Here is a 15,964-nt window from a genome sequence, read left to right as displayed (position 1 = left end):
ACAATAGAACAAACACCGCCTCGGCAGCATGCATCCGGCTTATGAACCGGAACGGGCAAACGTCACCATGGATGAGGAGGGAAGCGGATTCTGTATAAGCTGAAGCAGTGGATTCGGGCGCTTTTTCGCAATCTCCAGATTCGGATCATCGTCTCTGTCGTTTTTCTCGTCTTCATCGCCGTATCTCTGTCGCTCCATATCAGCTTCAAGCATACGGAGACTTTGTTCGAAAAGGAAACCTCCGATCTGCTGCTGAGCAATTTGGAGCAAGTGGGCAATCAGATTGAGAACGTTACGCTGGATATGATGAGACTGTCGAATGTGCTGAGTCTGGATGATATCGTCACGGCAAATTTGAATGCGTTTCCAAGAAATCCGGCTTTCGAAGCGTTCGGTACAATGAAATCGCCTCAAGAGATGACGCCGAACGATTATTCCCGCATCTCGCGTATCGAAAATCATTTGAATTTCGCCAAAAACAACACGTTTTTCAATTACAATGCCCACGTGATCATCGTGAGCTCCGACGGAATTATCAGCAACGTCATGGGAAATGTCGTCAGCGATATCGACAGAAATCAAGAGTATTTGAATTTCAAACAGGAATTCGGCTTGCGGCTGAAGCAGGAAAAGTGGTTTGCTTCCCTCGTACGGCAGGAAAGCGGGACGGTCTGGACGGTTCCCTTCACTTACCAATCCTCGAAATTAAGCGAAGACAAGAAATACGTTTCCCTTGCCAAAACGATCAAAGACAGATTTACCGGCGAAACGCTCGGCATCGTCATCATCAATGTGGACCTCGACAATTTCGTTTCGCTGTTCACGGTCCGCTCCAAAGGATCGGTACTGCTGCTGGACCGGCAAAATCAAATTATCAAAAGCTCCGGCGAAGCGCCATTCAGCGATATCGAGCAGGTGAGCAAAGAACTGAAGCTGTACGGTACCCAAAAAGGGTATAACGTGATCGGGGCAGCCGGCGGCAAACGGTATATGGTCAACTATTACAATTTGAACCGGCTTGACTGGACGGTCGTTTCGGTGATCCCTTATGAAGACGTGATGAAAAGCACGTCAAGCTTGAAAAATAAAGTACTGACCATCAATTATATCGTGTTCGGCCTTCTCCTTTTATCGAGCGTCGCGCTGATCCTTTATATCACGAATCCGCTAAAGCTGCTCATCCGGGATTTAAAGAAGAAGAAGATCGGCATTTACAGTTTGGGAACGAAGGAGATCGAGTACTCTAACGATGTCAACGGCATCGTCAAAAGCTTCGACCATCTGTTTAAACGGATCGATGAGCTGGTTCAGAAAGTGATGAACGAGCAGAAAAGAGAGCAGGAATTGAAATACGAAGCGCTGAAGGCGCAGATCAATCCGCATTTTTTGTTCAATACGTTAAACAACATTAAATGGACGGCCATGATGAACGGGGCGGCCAATGCGTCCAACATGATTGCCGATCTGGGACGGCTGCTCGAGGTCAGCATGAAGAAAGGCGAAGAGGAAATTACGCTGAAGGAAGAAATGCAGCTGCTTCAGGCGTATATGAACATTCAGAACGCCCGTTACAACGACAGCTTCGAACTGGCCTTCGACATCGATCCGCGGCTTGAGCGGTACAAAATTATGAAGCTGCTGCTTCAGCCGGTTGTGGAAAACAGTATCCTGCACGGGCTGAAGAACAAAAGGTCCGGCGGCCGGATCGAGATTCGGGCCTGTTTGCAGGAGGGCTGCTTGCGAATCGATGTGGCCGACAACGGGGAAGGCATGACGCCGCTCCGGATCTCGGAAATATTCAACGAGGCCGGTGAAGAGCAGGGGCATCAGCATAAATTCAGCGGCATTGGGCTCCGAAATATTCATGACAGGCTGCGGCTCAAATACGGCGAGCCCTTCGGACTGCATATTGCGTCAACTCCCGGGCACGGAACGACCGTGTCCGTAACGGTCCCGGCGGTACCAGGAACGGAGGAGACTATATCTTGAGGCTTACTGGGAAAAGGAGGACGGCCTATGCTCAAGGTCATGATCGTGGATGACGAAGCTCTCGTCAGAATCGGGATCAAATCCTGTATCGAATGGGAGAAATACGGCTTGGAGTTTGTCGGGCAGGCGGAGGACGGCATGCAGGCGCTGGAACTGATCGAGACGACCCGCCCCGATATCGTGCTTACCGATATTTTAATGCCGAATATGGATGGTCTTGAGTTGATCGAACGGCTGTCGGCCCGGTTTCCGCAGATCAAGATCGTTGTTCTGAGCTGCCATCATGAGATGGACAGCGTGAAGAAGGCCATGCGCCTGGGGGCGGAGGATTACATTCTGAAGCTTTCGATGAAGCCGGACCAGCTTCTGGAAGTGCTGCTCAAAGCGAAGGCGCAGGTCGAAAAGGAACGGCTGCAAAACGAAGAGAAAATCACATTTGAATCGGTATGGAGAGCCAACAAGCAAGTCATCAAAAACGGCCTGTACAAAAAATTAATGAGCGGCTCGATTCCTTATGTTGAATTCCAGAAAGAATCGTCCATTATGCAGGTCCGGCCGGATTTTAACCAATTTCTCGTCATGTACTGCGCGATCGACGACTATGACGACGCTCCGGCGAAAAGCAGGATGAGAGACAGCCATCTGCTCAGCTCCTCGTTTCTCAACATTTTGCAGGAAGGGCTTGCCGACTTTGCCAAAGCCGAGTTTGCCGAGCTGGACGAGGGGGAATATTTGATCTTGCTGGACGCCACGGTCCTTCGAGCGCCCGAGCATCAAATCTTGCCGGAGCTTTTTCAGAAGATGAACCGGTCGTTGAAGCGTTACCTGAATATAACCGTATCCTTGGTCGTTTCGGGAAAAACCGGCAGCTTGAAGGAGGTTCCGGCGCTTTATGCCAAAGCGAAGCAGGCATCCGGTTACCGTTTTTACCGGGGGAAAGCGAGCCTGATTTTTACAGGCGACATGCCGGAGTTCACGGATAAGGAAATTATTTTCGGCTTGGAGGAAGAGAAGCGGCTGATCGATTATTTGAACGCCAACGATTACGACGGGGTGAAATCGGTGATCGACCGGTTTTTTCACAGCATTGCATCCCATGGGGCCTATCATCCGATGCGGGTGAAAACGTCGCTGCTCCACGTGCTGTATATTTTCATGAAAGTCCTTGAGCCTTATAAAGAGCACGTACGGGTGGTTGACGAAGAATCGAACACGAAGTGGTCGGAGATGATTTTGGACGCGGAAACGCTGCACGATCTCAAAGGCTCCGTCGACGAATTTATCGATGGGTTCATGCAGTCCATGGTTTCCGTCAAAGGCCAGACGGCGAGAGCCGAAATTATGAGCGTAAAGCGATATGTATGCGAAAATATCGGGCAAAACATATCGCTCGAGGAAGCAGCGAAATATTCCAATATGAGCCGGAGTTATTTTTCCTACCTCTTTAAGAAGGAAATCGGCGAAAGCTTTACCCATTTTGTGAACCGTACGAAGATGGAAACAGCAAGAGAGCTGATTATACAACGGAACCTCAAGGTTTACGAAGCGGCGGAGAAAGTCGGGATTAAGGATGAGGCCTACTTCAGCAAGCTGTTTAAAAAATACATTGGGGTAAGCCCCGGGAAAATAAAGGGAAAAGGAATGTGAAGCAGCAGGGCAGCCTGTGCCGATAAGGAGTGCTGCCCAAGGACGCCTGTTTACCACCGACGGTGAGCGCATAAGAAAAAGAACCCCGGGATTTTTACGGGGTTCCGTGCGATTTGAGGACAAGCCGCTTTACGAAAGTAATATCCGGCTCGAACCATGGTTTGGCGTAGGTTTCGACCCATGGCTGCGACAGCAGCCAGACGATGCCGAAGCCGGCGATAATCGTCAGCCCTTGGCTCCAAGGGGTTTGCAGGTAGACGTAAACCCCTGCCGCGAGCAGCGATTTCAGAATGAAGGCATGAAGCAGAAAGACATACCCCGTCCGTTTCCCCCAATCCGTAATCCGGCCGGCTGCCCAAGGCACCAAGCTCAAAAAAGCGATCGAGGCGGCCGCCTGTACCCCGTACATCCCCAAGCGATATATTCCGGCATACCACTCCGGATGACCGGCCTCCGCGTAGGTGAAGCTGCCGTACAGCCAGCGCGGATCGATTCGTCCGCCCAGCCAGAAGAAGCAAAGGACGGCTAGGCCGAGAAGGACCGCAGGCATCCGCAGCCGTTTGATCATCGTTTCCCAATGCTGCGACAGGAAGTATCCCGCAAGGAAGAACGGAAAGTAGACCAATGTCCGCGATACGCTGAGCCAAGCCCCGGACCAAGGGAGATAACCGACGGCGACGCCAAGCAGAAGCGAGACGAGCAGCGGGTGGCGCATATGGACGAACGCGCGCAGGAGCAGCCTCCAGCAAAAGTGGCTGAGCAGAAACCAGAGCAGCGAGTAGGGCATGAAGAACGAATGAATCACGCCTTTGGCTTGAAAGAAGACGATATCCGCCAAGCTGTACAGCGTCTGGAATAACACATATTGATACGCAATCGTGCAAAGCCCATCGATGCCGGGCCGGTCGAGACGGAAGCTTTTGGCAAAGTAACCCATCGCCAGCGCGAACATCGGAATATGGAACGAGTAGATCGTCTCGTAAAGGGCGAACAAGGGCGAGCTCCGGTCGATCATCGGCTCGATCGTATTGGCTGTGACGACGCAAGCGATAAGCAAAAACTTCATATTAAGCGCGTAAGTGTTAAGCGATGGTGCGGAAGCCATTCCCACGGAAAGTCACCTCTATATGTATACTGTGCTGTCTGCCGGCTCTCACGCCGCTTCGGAGCGGGCTCTCCCGGCCCCTTGTCTTGAGCATACCTCTTTCCGTTGGCCGGAGCAGTGAGAAGGATCACGGCCCGTTGGTGATCCAGGTCACAGACATTTCGCAGCCGCAGGAATTCAATCCGAATGCTGCCAAACTTCATCAAATCTTCATCCGATCCTCATTTTCTCTTCATGAAAGAAGGGGCGGACGGTGCTACAATCAGATTATGAATTTAGACCTAATCTAAATATAAACCCTAAGGAGGAAACATCCATGAATGAACAATTAACCGTGCTGTTGAACAACCAAATCGCTAACTGGTCCGTCCTGTACGTCAAGCTGCATAATTACCACTGGTACGTCAAAGGCCCTCAATTTTTCACGCTGCATACGAAATTCGAGGAGCTGTATACGGAAGCGGCGCTGCATGTGGATGCGCTGGCCGAACGGCTGCTGGCATTGGGCGGCAAGCCGGTCGCGACGATGAGCGGAAGCCTCCGGCTCGCCTCGGTTCGCGAAGCGGAGGGCGAGGAGTCGGCGGAGCGGATGGTGGCGGCGCTGGTGAACGATTTTACCCTGATCATCGGGGAGCTGAAGACCGGCATGAAATACGCCGAGTCCGTGCAGGACGAAACGACGGGCGATCTGCTGCTGGCTATCCATTCGAGTCTGGAAAAGCACGTCTGGATGCTGAATGCGTTTTTGGGCAACTAATCAGCAAACGACTCCTGCCGGTGCGCGGCTTGGACAAGCGGCCAGCTTCTATCGTATGATGAAGTCATAGATATGGAAGAAGCTGTATTGGAGGAGATCTGAACGATGAAGCCGCGTTCCAAAAAGATAGGGTACTTGCTCGCCGGAACGACTCTTGCCGCCGCTTGTGTGGTGCTGGTCGCATACGGCGGCGAGCCCCCTGCATGGCTGCTTGCGTCCGGGAAGGGCGCCGCGCCGGAGGCTGCCGAGAAGCAAGCCCCGGCCCGCCGCGAAATTCTCGATTTTCATATGACTGATCTGGATAAAGGCTGGATTCGTTATACGGACGGCACAAGCCGCGTGACGGAGGACGGAGGCGTCCATTGGACGGAGCAAGCCTCAGGAATCCCGGAAGCAGCAGCATCCGGTACGGACGGGCCTAACGCTTCCAACACCGATGTCAAAAAGCTCACAACGATTGCTTACCAGGCGAAAGACTACCCGGTAAAGCAGTCGCAATTTGTAACCGACCGCGTCGGCTGGGCGCTTCTCACGGCCGGAACGGATCTGGCCAATCCGCTGCTGGTGACGACGGACGGGGGACAAACCTGGCATGCCGAGGTGACGCCTGCGGTGAAGGATGCGCTCCAGGAGGAAAAGCAGCGTCAGCAGCGGATTAGCCGGGAGGCGGCTTTGTACGCTTCTCCCGGGCAAGCCAAGAAGGCGATGGATTCCGCTTGGACGCTCTTGCCGGATACGGCCAGTCCCGGTGACGTCGTGCTGGTGAGGCACGATAAGCCCGGCGAAGTCGCTTGGCAGGGGAAGACGTACGTGCTGCGGCCGTTCGAGGCCGGGTATTTCACCTACCTTCCGGTGCCGATGAAGACTAAGCCAGGATCGTATCCGATCGGCGATCAGACGCTGAAGATCAAGGATAAAAAGTTCGAGACGCAGCATCTCAAGGTATCGAAGCAGATGGAAAGCATGCGTCAGGATACGAAGCGAATCGAAGCCGACCAGAAAAAAATCGATGCCGCGCGAAGCAAGTCCGAACCCGTATTCCTGTTCTCCGAGCCCTTTATTCAGCCGATCGAGGGGATCTTGACGACGCCGTTCGGCCATACCCGCTATGTGAACGGCAAGTTTGCCAGCTCCCATACGGCCATCGACTTGGCGGCCAAGGAAGGCACCCCGATTAAAGCGGCGAATGACGGCATCGTAGCACTGGCGGACAACTTCTATTTGACGGGCAATACGATTTATATCGATCATGGCATGAATCTGTTTTCCCAGTACGCGCATTTGTCTAAGCTTCAGGTGAAGACGGGGGACCGGGTGAAACGGGGCGATATTATCGGGCTGGTGGGCTCGACCGGATTCTCGACCGGACCGCACCTGCATTTCACGTTCTGGGCGCACAACGTTCCGGTCAATCCGAATCTGTTCTTTAATGCGACTCCGTTTCAATGGCTGAAGCAGGAGCCTCAATCGCGTTAGGCAGGCAAGTCTGCTGCTTTCCGAGAAAGTCCGGTGAATAGACGCAGCTATCCGCCGGACTTGCGAAGCAGCTGTATGCATAAGGCCATGATGCTTCCGAAATAGGTCGGAGGACGTGTCCTTCCGTCACCTTCTTATATACCATAAGTTATGAATACATAGATCAACATATATTATTATTTATTGATTAACCATTGTAAAATAAACCTTATCAAAAAGCAGGAAGGGGGAGCCAGAGTGGAAACGGCAACCAAGCAGCAAACAGGAGAAAAATTAATTCGCATCCTCGTTTTCACCCTTGTGATCTCCGTCATGAGCGCGACGATGTTCAACATCGTGCTGCCGCAGATTGGAGCGGAATTCCGGCTAACGCTTGCGGAGGTCAGTTGGGTCTCTTCGGTCTATATGCTGATTTATGCGATCGGCTCGGTCACCTACGGGAAGCTGGCCGATAAGTATAAGCTCAAAAATTTGCTGACGTTCGGGTTGATTTTCTTCGCCTTGGGTTCCTTGATCGGTTTAGCTGCGCAAACGTATTGGATGGTGCTGCTCGGGCGGGTTTTGCAGGCTGCCGGAGCTTCGGTCGTGCCTGCAACGGGCATGATCATACCGATTCGCTACTTCCCGCCGGAGACGCGCGGCCGCGCAATGGGCATTGCGGCCGCCGGGCTGGCGCTCGGCGGAGCGCTCGGACCGACAACCGCCGCTTTGATCGTCAGTGTCGTTCATTGGCGCTGGCTGTTCCTGCTGCCTATCTTGGCACTGCTTACGCTCCCGTTCTATCGCAAGTATCTTGACGACGAACCGGGGCATGCCGGGAAAATCGATTGGCTGGGCGGCGGCCTGCTGGCGATAACGGTAGCGCTGGTGCTTCTCTCCGTGACGAACGAGGCTTGGCTTCTTGCAGGATGCGCGCTGCTTACGCTCGGCTTGTTTATTGCGCGCATTCGGACCGCGGCCGAACCGTTCGTTCAACCCCGGCTGTTCCGCAATAAAAGCTATTCTTACGGGCTTGCGATCGCTTTTGTGGTGAACGGGGTCGGGTACTCGCTCGCCTTTTTGAGCCCGCAGCTGCTATCCCTCGTCAACGGTCTGGCTCCGGGCTTGGTAGGCTTCAGCATGGTTCCGGCCGCCATCGCGTCGGCGCTTCTGGGCAGAACCGGCGGCAAGCTGGCGGACGACAAAGGCAATCCGTTTCTGTACTTCACGGCCTCCGCGCTGTTGATCGCCTGCTTCGTCCTGCTGTCGACCTTTGCGGGAATTTCGCCGATCGCCATTGCGATCTTCCTGATCTTGGGCAACGTCGGGCAGACGTTCATGGTCGTAGCATTGTCGAATACGATTTCCCGGACGCTGCCCAAGGACCAGACCGGCGTGGGGATGGGGCTGCTCTCGCTGCTGAACTTTATTTCCGGAGCCCTCTCCGCCGGACTGTACAGTAAAATGGTCGATCACGGTTCCGCTTTTCACTGGAATCCGGCAAACGTCTCCTTGAACCATAACGCGTTCGTATTCAGCAATATTTATACGGTGCTCGCCGTTCTGCATGTTGCGATGTTGGCCTTCTACTATGTTCAGTTCGGCAAGGCCGTACGGAAAAGCCGTGTCGTGGAAGGCTGAACGCACGGAGACTAAGGCCCGCGTTGATTCAAGCAATCGCGCACAAACTTTCAAGCGTCCCGCAGCAGGGACGCTTTGTTTTATTTACATCGGGATTAACCGGGTGGCGGATGATTTGCCGCTTGTGATACGATAAGAATACGAGAACGTCCTTCGCCTAAGAGAGCGGGCGTTCATGTCGGAATTCGAAGGAGCGGCTGGTATGGCACACGCAAAACCTCCCTGCTAATTTTTAACATTCCATCGTTCGCGGGCACCTCCATGGTTGGTTTGGGAATTGCGCCATCAACCCATGAGAGGAGCGGACTCGTGACTGTTTTGAACAACGTCTGGCTGCTTGGCGCCATTCGTTTTTTCCAAAGCCTCATCCCGGCCTATGTCATTGAAAGGCTGTTCTGGGAACAGAGAGGCATGACGATTCAGATGGTCGTTTATACGGAAATCATTTATGCGGTTACCGTCGTACTGCTTGAGGTCCCGACGGGGATCCTTGCCGACAAATTTAGCCGGAAGAGCATGATCGTGGCAGGCGCGGTGCTTGGGTGCGCCGAGTTTCTCATTCTGGTGTTTGCCACGCAGTTCTGGCATTTTGCCGCTGTTGTTGTATTGGCGGGCATCGGCCGCTGTGCGTGCAGCGGGTCGGAAAACGCGCTGCTGTACGATTCGCTGCTGGCAGGCGGTAAGGAACATCGGTTTGAAAAAGCGGTGGGCCGCTTGAACGTCTGCGATTTCATCTCGGGCATGATCGCGGCATTATGCGGAAGCTTTTTGGCGACCCGGTTCGGCTTTGAGCTGAACTATTGGCTGTCGTTTGCCGGGATGTCGGCCGCTTTGGCGCTGTCCTTGCTGCTGCATGAGCCGCAGGTGAACAGCAGGACCGAAGAGCCGCTTGAGCTTAAAACGTATATCAAGGCTTCTCTGCTTTTTTTTAAGGAGAATCCGGGCGTATCGCTTGTCGTGCTATCCGGTACGGTGACCGGGGCAGCCTTGCATTTCATCTACGAGTTTTGGCAAATCTATTTGAACCGGCTGGACATTCCGGTCATCTATTTCGGGTTGTTCTCCGCAGGCTTGATGCTGCTGATGCTCCCGGGAAATATGCTGGCTCATGCGCTGCTCCGCCGGTTCAGCAGCAGGACTCTGCTGCTTGCAGCGGTGGCCGTTTTTGCCGCAGGGTTTACGTATATCGCTGCTGCGAAAGATTATTCCGGCTTGGCGGCGCTGCTTGTGATTTGCTTGTTTTCGGGGATCGTCGAGCCGATTGCGGCCGGGTATCTGCATCACCGCACGGATTCTTCGATCCGGGCGACGATCGATTCGTTCCAGTCGCTAGGGCTGAATGCCGTCCATATCGTGATAGGTCTGGGCTTCGGGTTTGTCTCGGTCCGGTTTGACATTTTCGGGGGATACGGGTTCATTGCGCTGCTGTGCGGGTTGTTTTTCGGTTATTTTTATATCGCATCCCAAAAATCCGTCGAGTAATTTTAGACGAGGATCCGATCATTTTGTTCAAGAGCATGGATGCCGGAAGATGTTATACTATCCGGTACAACACGACGCCGGGAGGTAGGGGGACGAAGATGAAGCAGAAGCCTCAAGATTTCGGCGCCATCGGAGCGGCTCCGGTCCTGTCCAGCGACAAGCTGGAGCGGGCCGGCCTCCGGTTCTCGCAGTGGGAGAGATTGTCCCCGCGCCAAGCGTATGACGGCTCGACCGACGCCAGGCACGTCGTTGCGATCCACGGCTCCCCCGGCCCCGTCGAGCTGAGCGAATATGAGCCGGGGGGAATGAACAACGGGATCGCGAGACCGGGAGACATTCAAATTATCCCCTCGGGCGAGAGGGCTCATTGCGAGTGGCGGCAATCGCTGTCTTTTATGAAACTGGAGATTCTTCCTTCGAAGCTGGAGGAGATCGCGGCTGCATCCGGCTTCGGCAGGTCGGCGAATCTGAGATGGGAACGGCGGTTTCTCGTACAGGATCCGAAGCTGCTCCAACTGAGCCGGTGGATGCTGGAGGAGCTGCGCAGCGGCGGAGCAAGCGGCAGGCTGTATTGGGATTCCTTATCGAATCTGGCGGCGGTCCACCTGCTCCAGCACTATACGACAAGCTCGCAAGCGTGCTTGAAGCCGAAACCGCTGACGAGCGCCCAGGTTTCCCGCGCGATCGAATTTATGCACGAGCATCTGGAACAGGACATGACGCTCGAACAATTGGCCTCCGCTGCGAATGTCAGTCTGTCCCACCTGGTCCGGAAAGCGGATGGCCTCACGAGCCTGGGGCCTTCCCGGAAAAGAACCGTCACAGCTTATAAGAAGCCAAGAAGGAGCGCCTTCGTTCGGCTTCTTCTTTTTATGACTGGCCCTGGTCAGCGGGGATGCGTATTTTCTCCCAAAAGCAACGTGTTATGTTCAAGCCTCTTCGGCGCAGCGGGACTATACTGTGGTTAAGAGTTTCAACGTACGAAACTCTGCGGAACGACGGATGACGATAACGATGCGCTATAGGAGGAAGAGAACATAAGTCATGTGAAGCTGACGATATTGTACTACAGCTCTACGGGAACCAATTACAAGATGGCGGCGGTGGCCGGAGAGGCGGCTGGGGAAGCGGGGGCGGACGTCCGGATCGTGCGTGCGGCCGAGCTTGCCCCCGAGGCGGCGATTGCTTCGAATCCCGCCTGGAAGGCCCATTTGGAAGCCACGGCGGAGGTGCCTGACGCCTCCTTGGACGATATCGCCTGGGCCGATGCGGTCATCATCAGCACCCCGACCCGTTTCGGCAACGTGGCTTCCCAGCTTAAGCAGTTTCTGGATATGACAGGAGCGCTATGGGCCCAAGGGAAGCTGACGAACAAAGTCGTATTGGCCATGACCAGCGCAAGCAACGCGCACGGAGGCCAAGAGGCGACGGTCCTGTCCTTATACACGAGCATGTACCATTGGGGCGCGATCGTCGTGGCTCCCGGCTATACCGACCCGTCCGTCATGGAAGCAGGCGGGAATCCTTACGGGACCAGCCTTACGGTGGACCTGTCCGGCCATTTTGACGCCAAAAGACTGGAAGCCGTCAAGCATCAGACAAGACGGGTCGTCGCGGTAGCGGATGCGCTGAAAAGAGGCTGGAACGCTTAACCTCGCGAAACAAGCGGACAACTCCCGGTCCTTCCGGTCAAGGTCAGGACTTGGGGAGTTGCTTCATGCCTGCTGCCTCCTTGGGACATTGTCCGCTCAGCTCGAACAACCCAAGGAGGCGGCCTAAAAAAGCATCGTCGGGCGCCGGTCCGATGTTCAAAACCGTCCAGACCTGAAGATCGACAGCAGCAGCCAGAGAAACATCAGCGTGGCGACGCAGAAGCCGATTTCAATGACGGGAAAATTCCACAGCAAGGTCGACTGCCTGCCGAGCGACGAGCCGATGATGAGACCGACCATAATAATGCTAAAGGCGAGCAGGACGATGCTGAACGATAGCTGGTTGCTGATGCGGTCCATTTTTTTCATCAAGGCATCCAGCTCGGCGATCGATATTTCAAGGCGCAGCTTGCCTTTCTTCATCATCCCGAGCAGCTCGCGCAGCTTCATCGGCGTTTCCGTGAGCAGGGAGGCGGCTTCGCTTACCTGATGCCAGACGCTGTCGGCCACGTTGCGGGGACTGAATCGTTCGGCGAACAGCTTCCGTCCGAACGGCTCCGCGATGCTGATGACGCTGAACGTCGGGTCCAGCGAAGTGACGACGCCTTCGAGCGTCAGCAGCGCTTTGCCGAGCAGCGTCAGGTCGGCGGGTATGCGCACGCGGTGCTCGTAGGCGACGGCGAGCAGGTCGTTGACCGATTCGCCGAGCTTGACGCGGCTGAGCGGCACGTCGTAGTATTTCTCCCGCAGCTCGTCCACGTCTGCGCGCAGGGAGTCCATGTCGACATCGTCGGGAATGATGCCGATGCCTTCAATCGCTTTGATGACGCCATCGGTGCTGTTGCGCCGCAGGGCAATGACCAGTGAGCCGAAGTGATATTTCATCATCGGGGTCAGACGCCCGACCATGCCGAAGTCGATCAGTCCGATCACCCCGCCCGGGAGGACGATAAGGTTGCCCGGGTGCGGATCGGCATGAAAGAAGCCTTCCACAAAAATTTGCTGAAAGACGGTCCGGGCAATCGTCTCGGCCAGCTTTTTCGGTTCGTACCCCAGCTCTTGAAGCCGCTCCGTTTCGGTAGGCTTTATCCCTTCCAGATACTCCATAGTCAGCACGTTGCGGCTTGAATAATCCCAATAAATCGCCGGAATGCACACGTCCGAATCGCGCTCGAACGGCTTCGCCATCCGCTGCGCGCTGCGGCCTTCGTTCGTGTAATCCAGCTCGGCGCGCAGCGACTGGGACAGCTCGTACACCATGTCGCGCACCTGATATTTGGCCGCCCAGTCGAGCCGGTGCTCGGCCAGGCGGGCCAAATCGTCCAAAATTTCAAGATCCGTTTCAACAATGGAACGAATGTTCGGGCGCTGAATTTTGACGGCGACCGACTCGCCCGTATGGAGGCGGGCGAGGTGGACCTGTCCGATGGAGGCCGCGGCGATCGGCGTCTCTTGAAATTCCGCGAACAGCTTCTCGAAGGGCTCGCCGAACTCGCTTTCCAGAACCTCACGCACTTGCTCGAAAGGGAAGGGCGGCACCCGGTCCTGCAGCTTGACGAGCTCGTCGATAATATGAGCGGGCAGCAGATCGGGACGCGTGCTGGCGATTTGGCCGATTTTGACGAAGGTCGGGCCAAGCTCCTCCAGAAACGTCCGGATGCGCTCGCCGATGGTGCGCGACCGGGCCTCCCGCCGTTCATTCAAGCCGATGCGCGTCCCGGCAAGCAGATCGGGCAGTCCAAGCTCTTTGACGAGGAAGCCGAGCCCGTTGCGGGCGAACGCTTTGGCAATGTCGCGGTACCTCTGCAGGTGCCGGATTTTCCGTCCGAGACTCATGAGCTTGCGGGAGGTAAGGTTTGACCGGCTTCGGTCTGCTCGGGCTGCTTGCCTTCCAGTTCGGCCACGCGGCGTTCAAGCTCTCCGATACGCTGCGTCAGCCGGACGTAATCGTCCTTGGTCGTCAAATTCATCTCATGAAGCGCCTGACGCATGTAACCGCGCACCTTTTCCTCCAGCGTGGATTGGGCTTCCTGCCCTTTGCGCACCAAGTCGTCCACGTACTGCTGTGACTCGGCCTTGTTCAGCTCTCCTTTTTTGACCAGCTCGTCGACGAACTTCTCCGCCTGCTCCTTGCTGACCACGGCAAAGCCCAACCCCATCGAAACCGCTTTTCCCAACAAATCTCTAATCATCTCTGTCCCTCCTGTTCGTATCCGTATAGGGTGATTTTATCATAGCGGGCCGCAAACGCCAAAAGGGACGACGGACACGGCCCCCTAAATAAAATTTGCCAATCCGCACGGATTATCAAAAAAAACGTCAGATCTTGTTGTACAATAATGTCCATGACACGATGGCTGGAGGCATGGTGAACGAATGGATTATTACAAAAGGATTCAAGGGGCGATACAGTATATCGAAGACCATCTGCAGGAGGAGCTGGACATTACGGCCATAGCGTCGGCGGCTTGTTTTTCGGCGTTTCATTTTCAACGGCTGTTTCAAGCCATCTCGGGATTTTCCGTGCACCAATACATTCGGAGACGGAGACTGTCCGAAGCCGCGGTATTATTGAAGGAAACGGGCAGAAGCGTGCTTGACATCGCCGTTGCGCTTCAATACGGCTCTCAAGAAGCGTTCACAAGGGCGTTCGAGAGCCAGTTTGGCATCACGCCGGCGAAATACCGGAAGGAGTCCGTCCCGCTTCGGTTGCAGGGCAGGGTGAATTTTCTCGATTATCAACAACATGCGGAAGGGGAACTGAACATGAACCGGCCTGAAATTATCGATCTGGACGCGATCCGGATCATCGGCTACGAATACCTGACAACGCTGCAAGAGGAGCAATACTTCGAAGAAATTCCGCGCTTTTACGGCGAGTTTGGAAGCAACGGATTATATCTGAAAATTCCGGGCAGAGCCGCCCCGGAGCTGGCCTACGGGATTGCCTGCAAGTTTCAGGACGACGGCCGGTTTTCTTTTGTGATCGGAGAAGAGGTGCACGAGTTTACGGACGAGTTGGAGCCGGGATTCATCTGTTATGAGATCCCGAAGGGGAAATACGCGGCATTTCGGGTAGACGGGTCGGCGCAAGATACGAGAAAATACATATACGGCACATGGCTGCCGAATTCGAATTACGAGCGGCGGGAGGGACCGGATTTTGAAGTGACGGATGTGCTCAAGTCGTCGTATCCGGACCATATCAGCATGGTTATCTATATTCCTATCGAATAAATGGGTTAAGAAGCTGCAGGCTTTGGCAGCTTCTTTTTTTTATTGTCCGGAGCTCGATTCCTTAACGCTAACGGTCGATTTTTGACCAAAGATCAGATACAATAGTCAAGGCATCCCGAAACGAAGTCGCGAAGGAGAGTTACCGTTGACGTTATCCCATGAACGCGGCATGGAAGCCCCGTTCCAGCTCCGGCATTATCTTACGCTGATTACCGTAGTCATTATCGCCGGGATGAACCAGGGGCTTTTGCTGCCGCTGCTTACTCTGCTGCTTGACAAGACGGGGGTCTCGACCGGGGTGAACGGCTTGAATGCGGCCGCGCTGTACATCGGAACCTTTGCCACGATGTTTTGGATTGAGAAGCCCGTGCGCCGCTTCGGCTACAAGCCGGTTATCGTCGGCGGCATCCTGATCGTGCTTGTCACGCTGATCTTATTTCCATCATTTCCTAATTTCTGGGTATGGCTTGTGCTCCGGTTTATGGTAGGCGTAGGAGACAGCGGTCTGCATTATGCGACCCAGCTGTGGATCGTGTCCCGCTCCCCGGCGGATAAGCGCGGCCGGTACATCTCGCTCTACGGGATGGCTTATGGAGCGGGATTCAGCTTGGGACCGCTGGGCATCAACCTGCTGCCCTATGGGATGTGGGCGCCTTTTCTGGCGACGATGCTCTGCACGGTCGTATCGCTGCTGTTCGTGAGCCGGCTGCCCAATGCGCACCCGGAAACGGTAAGGAGGGAACAGGGGGAGCAGGCAGCAGCCACCTATCCCGCCGTGTTCCGGCTGGCCTGGTACGCTTTGCTGACCTCGTTCCTGTACGGTTACATGGAATCGTCCATGAACAGCAATTTTCCCGCTTACGGTCTGCGCACCGGCATTTCCGACGCTTGGATTTCCCTGCTGCTGCCGGCCATCGGGGTCGGCTCTCTGATCCTCCAGCTGCCGCTTGGCGTATGGAGCGACCGATGGGGCCGCAAGCCGGTCCTGATGACGGCAGG

The 15,964-nt window shown here is 54.9% G+C and carries 13 protein-coding genes; 10 read left to right on the top strand and 3 right to left on the bottom strand.

Translation table 11 applies throughout. The features are described 5' to 3' along the window. The first annotated feature begins 222 nt into the window (after positions 1–222). Both PEH01S_RS27710 and PEH01S_RS27705 read left to right on the top strand, forming a co-directional pair. Positions 223–1,989, top strand: a complete 1,767-nt coding sequence (locus PEH01S_RS27710; RefSeq protein ID WP_127489350.1) for a cache domain-containing sensor histidine kinase — start codon at positions 223–225, stop codon at positions 1,987–1,989. A 27-nt stretch (positions 1,990–2,016) separates the two neighbouring features. Further along, complete coding sequence (locus tag PEH01S_RS27705; RefSeq protein WP_025850496.1) at positions 2,017–3,636, top strand: response regulator transcription factor; 1,620 nt, start codon at positions 2,017–2,019, stop codon at positions 3,634–3,636. A 94-nt stretch (positions 3,637–3,730) separates the two neighbouring features. Here the strand turns inward: PEH01S_RS27705 and PEH01S_RS27700 are convergent, their stop codons facing one another. Next, the gene (locus PEH01S_RS27700) at positions 3,731–4,741 is read right to left on the bottom strand and encodes an acyltransferase family protein (protein WP_127489348.1); all 1,011 of its coding nucleotides are present in this window, start codon (positions 4,739–4,741) and stop codon (positions 3,731–3,733) included. A gap of 316 nt (positions 4,742–5,057) precedes the next feature. On the opposite strand from PEH01S_RS27700, the gene PEH01S_RS27695 reads away from it, so the two are divergent. The 6 genes from PEH01S_RS27695 to wrbA all read left to right on the top strand — a co-directional run bounded on the left by PEH01S_RS27695 (position 5,058) and on the right by wrbA (position 11,728). Continuing rightward, positions 5,058–5,498, top strand: coding sequence for a Dps family protein (locus PEH01S_RS27695; protein WP_127489346.1), 441 nt, complete (start codon positions 5,058–5,060; stop codon positions 5,496–5,498). Between the two features lie 105 nt (positions 5,499–5,603). Beyond that, positions 5,604–6,974: a M23 family metallopeptidase gene (locus tag PEH01S_RS35905; RefSeq protein WP_281281531.1), complete on the top strand. Its 1,371-nt coding sequence runs from the start codon at positions 5,604–5,606 to the stop codon at positions 6,972–6,974. Positions 6,975–7,211: 237 nt separating this feature from the next. Continuing rightward, positions 7,212–8,594, top strand: coding sequence for an MFS transporter (locus PEH01S_RS27685; protein WP_025850492.1), 1,383 nt, complete (start codon positions 7,212–7,214; stop codon positions 8,592–8,594). A gap of 309 nt (positions 8,595–8,903) precedes the next feature. Further along, positions 8,904–10,076, top strand: a complete 1,173-nt coding sequence (locus tag PEH01S_RS27680; RefSeq protein WP_218032718.1) for an MFS transporter — start codon at positions 8,904–8,906, stop codon at positions 10,074–10,076. A gap of 98 nt (positions 10,077–10,174) precedes the next feature. Then, positions 10,175–11,044, top strand: a complete 870-nt coding sequence (locus PEH01S_RS27675; protein WP_127489342.1) for an AraC family transcriptional regulator — start codon at positions 10,175–10,177, stop codon at positions 11,042–11,044. Positions 11,045–11,113: 69 nt separating this feature from the next. Next, positions 11,114–11,728 carry an NAD(P)H:quinone oxidoreductase gene (gene wrbA / locus PEH01S_RS27670; RefSeq protein WP_127489340.1) on the top strand — a complete coding sequence of 205 codons (615 nt, stop codon included), beginning with the start codon at positions 11,114–11,116 and terminating at the stop codon, positions 11,726–11,728. A gap of 156 nt (positions 11,729–11,884) precedes the next feature. On the opposite strand, the gene PEH01S_RS27665 is transcribed toward wrbA, so the two are convergent. Beyond that, entirely contained in the window at positions 11,885–13,564 is a 1,680-nt protein-coding gene (locus PEH01S_RS27665; RefSeq protein ID WP_127489337.1) for an ABC1 kinase family protein, read from the bottom strand. Beyond that, positions 13,561–13,920, bottom strand: coding sequence for a phasin family protein (locus tag PEH01S_RS27660; protein WP_051570479.1), 360 nt, complete (start codon positions 13,918–13,920; stop codon positions 13,561–13,563). Before PEH01S_RS27660 ends, PEH01S_RS27665 begins: the two co-directional genes overlap by 4 nt. A 184-nt stretch (positions 13,921–14,104) precedes the next feature. Between PEH01S_RS27660 and PEH01S_RS27655 the strand changes: the two genes are divergently transcribed. Together PEH01S_RS27655 and PEH01S_RS27650 are read left to right on the top strand one after the other, a co-directional pair. Continuing rightward, a complete protein-coding gene (locus PEH01S_RS27655; RefSeq protein WP_025850487.1) occupies positions 14,105–14,965 on the top strand; it encodes an AraC family transcriptional regulator in 861 nt (286 codons plus the stop codon). A gap of 145 nt (positions 14,966–15,110) precedes the next feature. Beyond that, positions 15,111–15,964: MFS transporter (locus PEH01S_RS27650; RefSeq protein ID WP_246063086.1), on the top strand; the 854-nt coding region annotated here is incomplete at its 3' end.

The sequence above is a fragment of the Paenibacillus ehimensis NBRC 15659 genome (genome assembly GCF_004000785.1).
Classification (GTDB): domain Bacteria; phylum Bacillota; class Bacilli; order Paenibacillales; family NBRC-103111; genus Paenibacillus_G; species Paenibacillus_G ehimensis.
This window is presented reverse-complemented; position numbering and strand designations above follow the sequence as displayed.

Bases quoted from the DNA above. Each gene is read 5' to 3' on its own strand.
- PEH01S_RS27705 (WP_025850496.1), top strand. From the start codon at position 2,017: ATGCTCAAGGTCATGATCGTGGATGACGAAGCTCTCGTCAGAATCGGG.
- PEH01S_RS27700 (WP_127489348.1), bottom strand. From the start codon at position 4,741: ATGGCTTCCGCACCATCGCTTAACACTTACGCGCTTAATATGAAGTTT.
- PEH01S_RS27695 (WP_127489346.1), top strand. From the start codon at position 5,058: ATGAATGAACAATTAACCGTGCTGTTGAACAACCAAATCGCTAACTGG.
- PEH01S_RS35905 (WP_281281531.1), top strand. From the start codon at position 5,604: ATGAAGCCGCGTTCCAAAAAGATAGGGTACTTGCTCGCCGGAACGACT.
- PEH01S_RS27675 (WP_127489342.1), top strand. From the start codon at position 10,175: ATGAAGCAGAAGCCTCAAGATTTCGGCGCCATCGGAGCGGCTCCGGTC.
- PEH01S_RS27665 (WP_127489337.1), bottom strand. From the start codon at position 13,564: ATGAGTCTCGGACGGAAAATCCGGCACCTGCAGAGGTACCGCGACATT.
- PEH01S_RS27660 (WP_051570479.1), bottom strand. From the start codon at position 13,920: ATGATTAGAGATTTGTTGGGAAAAGCGGTTTCGATGGGGTTGGGCTTT.
- PEH01S_RS27655 (WP_025850487.1), top strand. From the start codon at position 14,105: ATGGATTATTACAAAAGGATTCAAGGGGCGATACAGTATATCGAAGAC.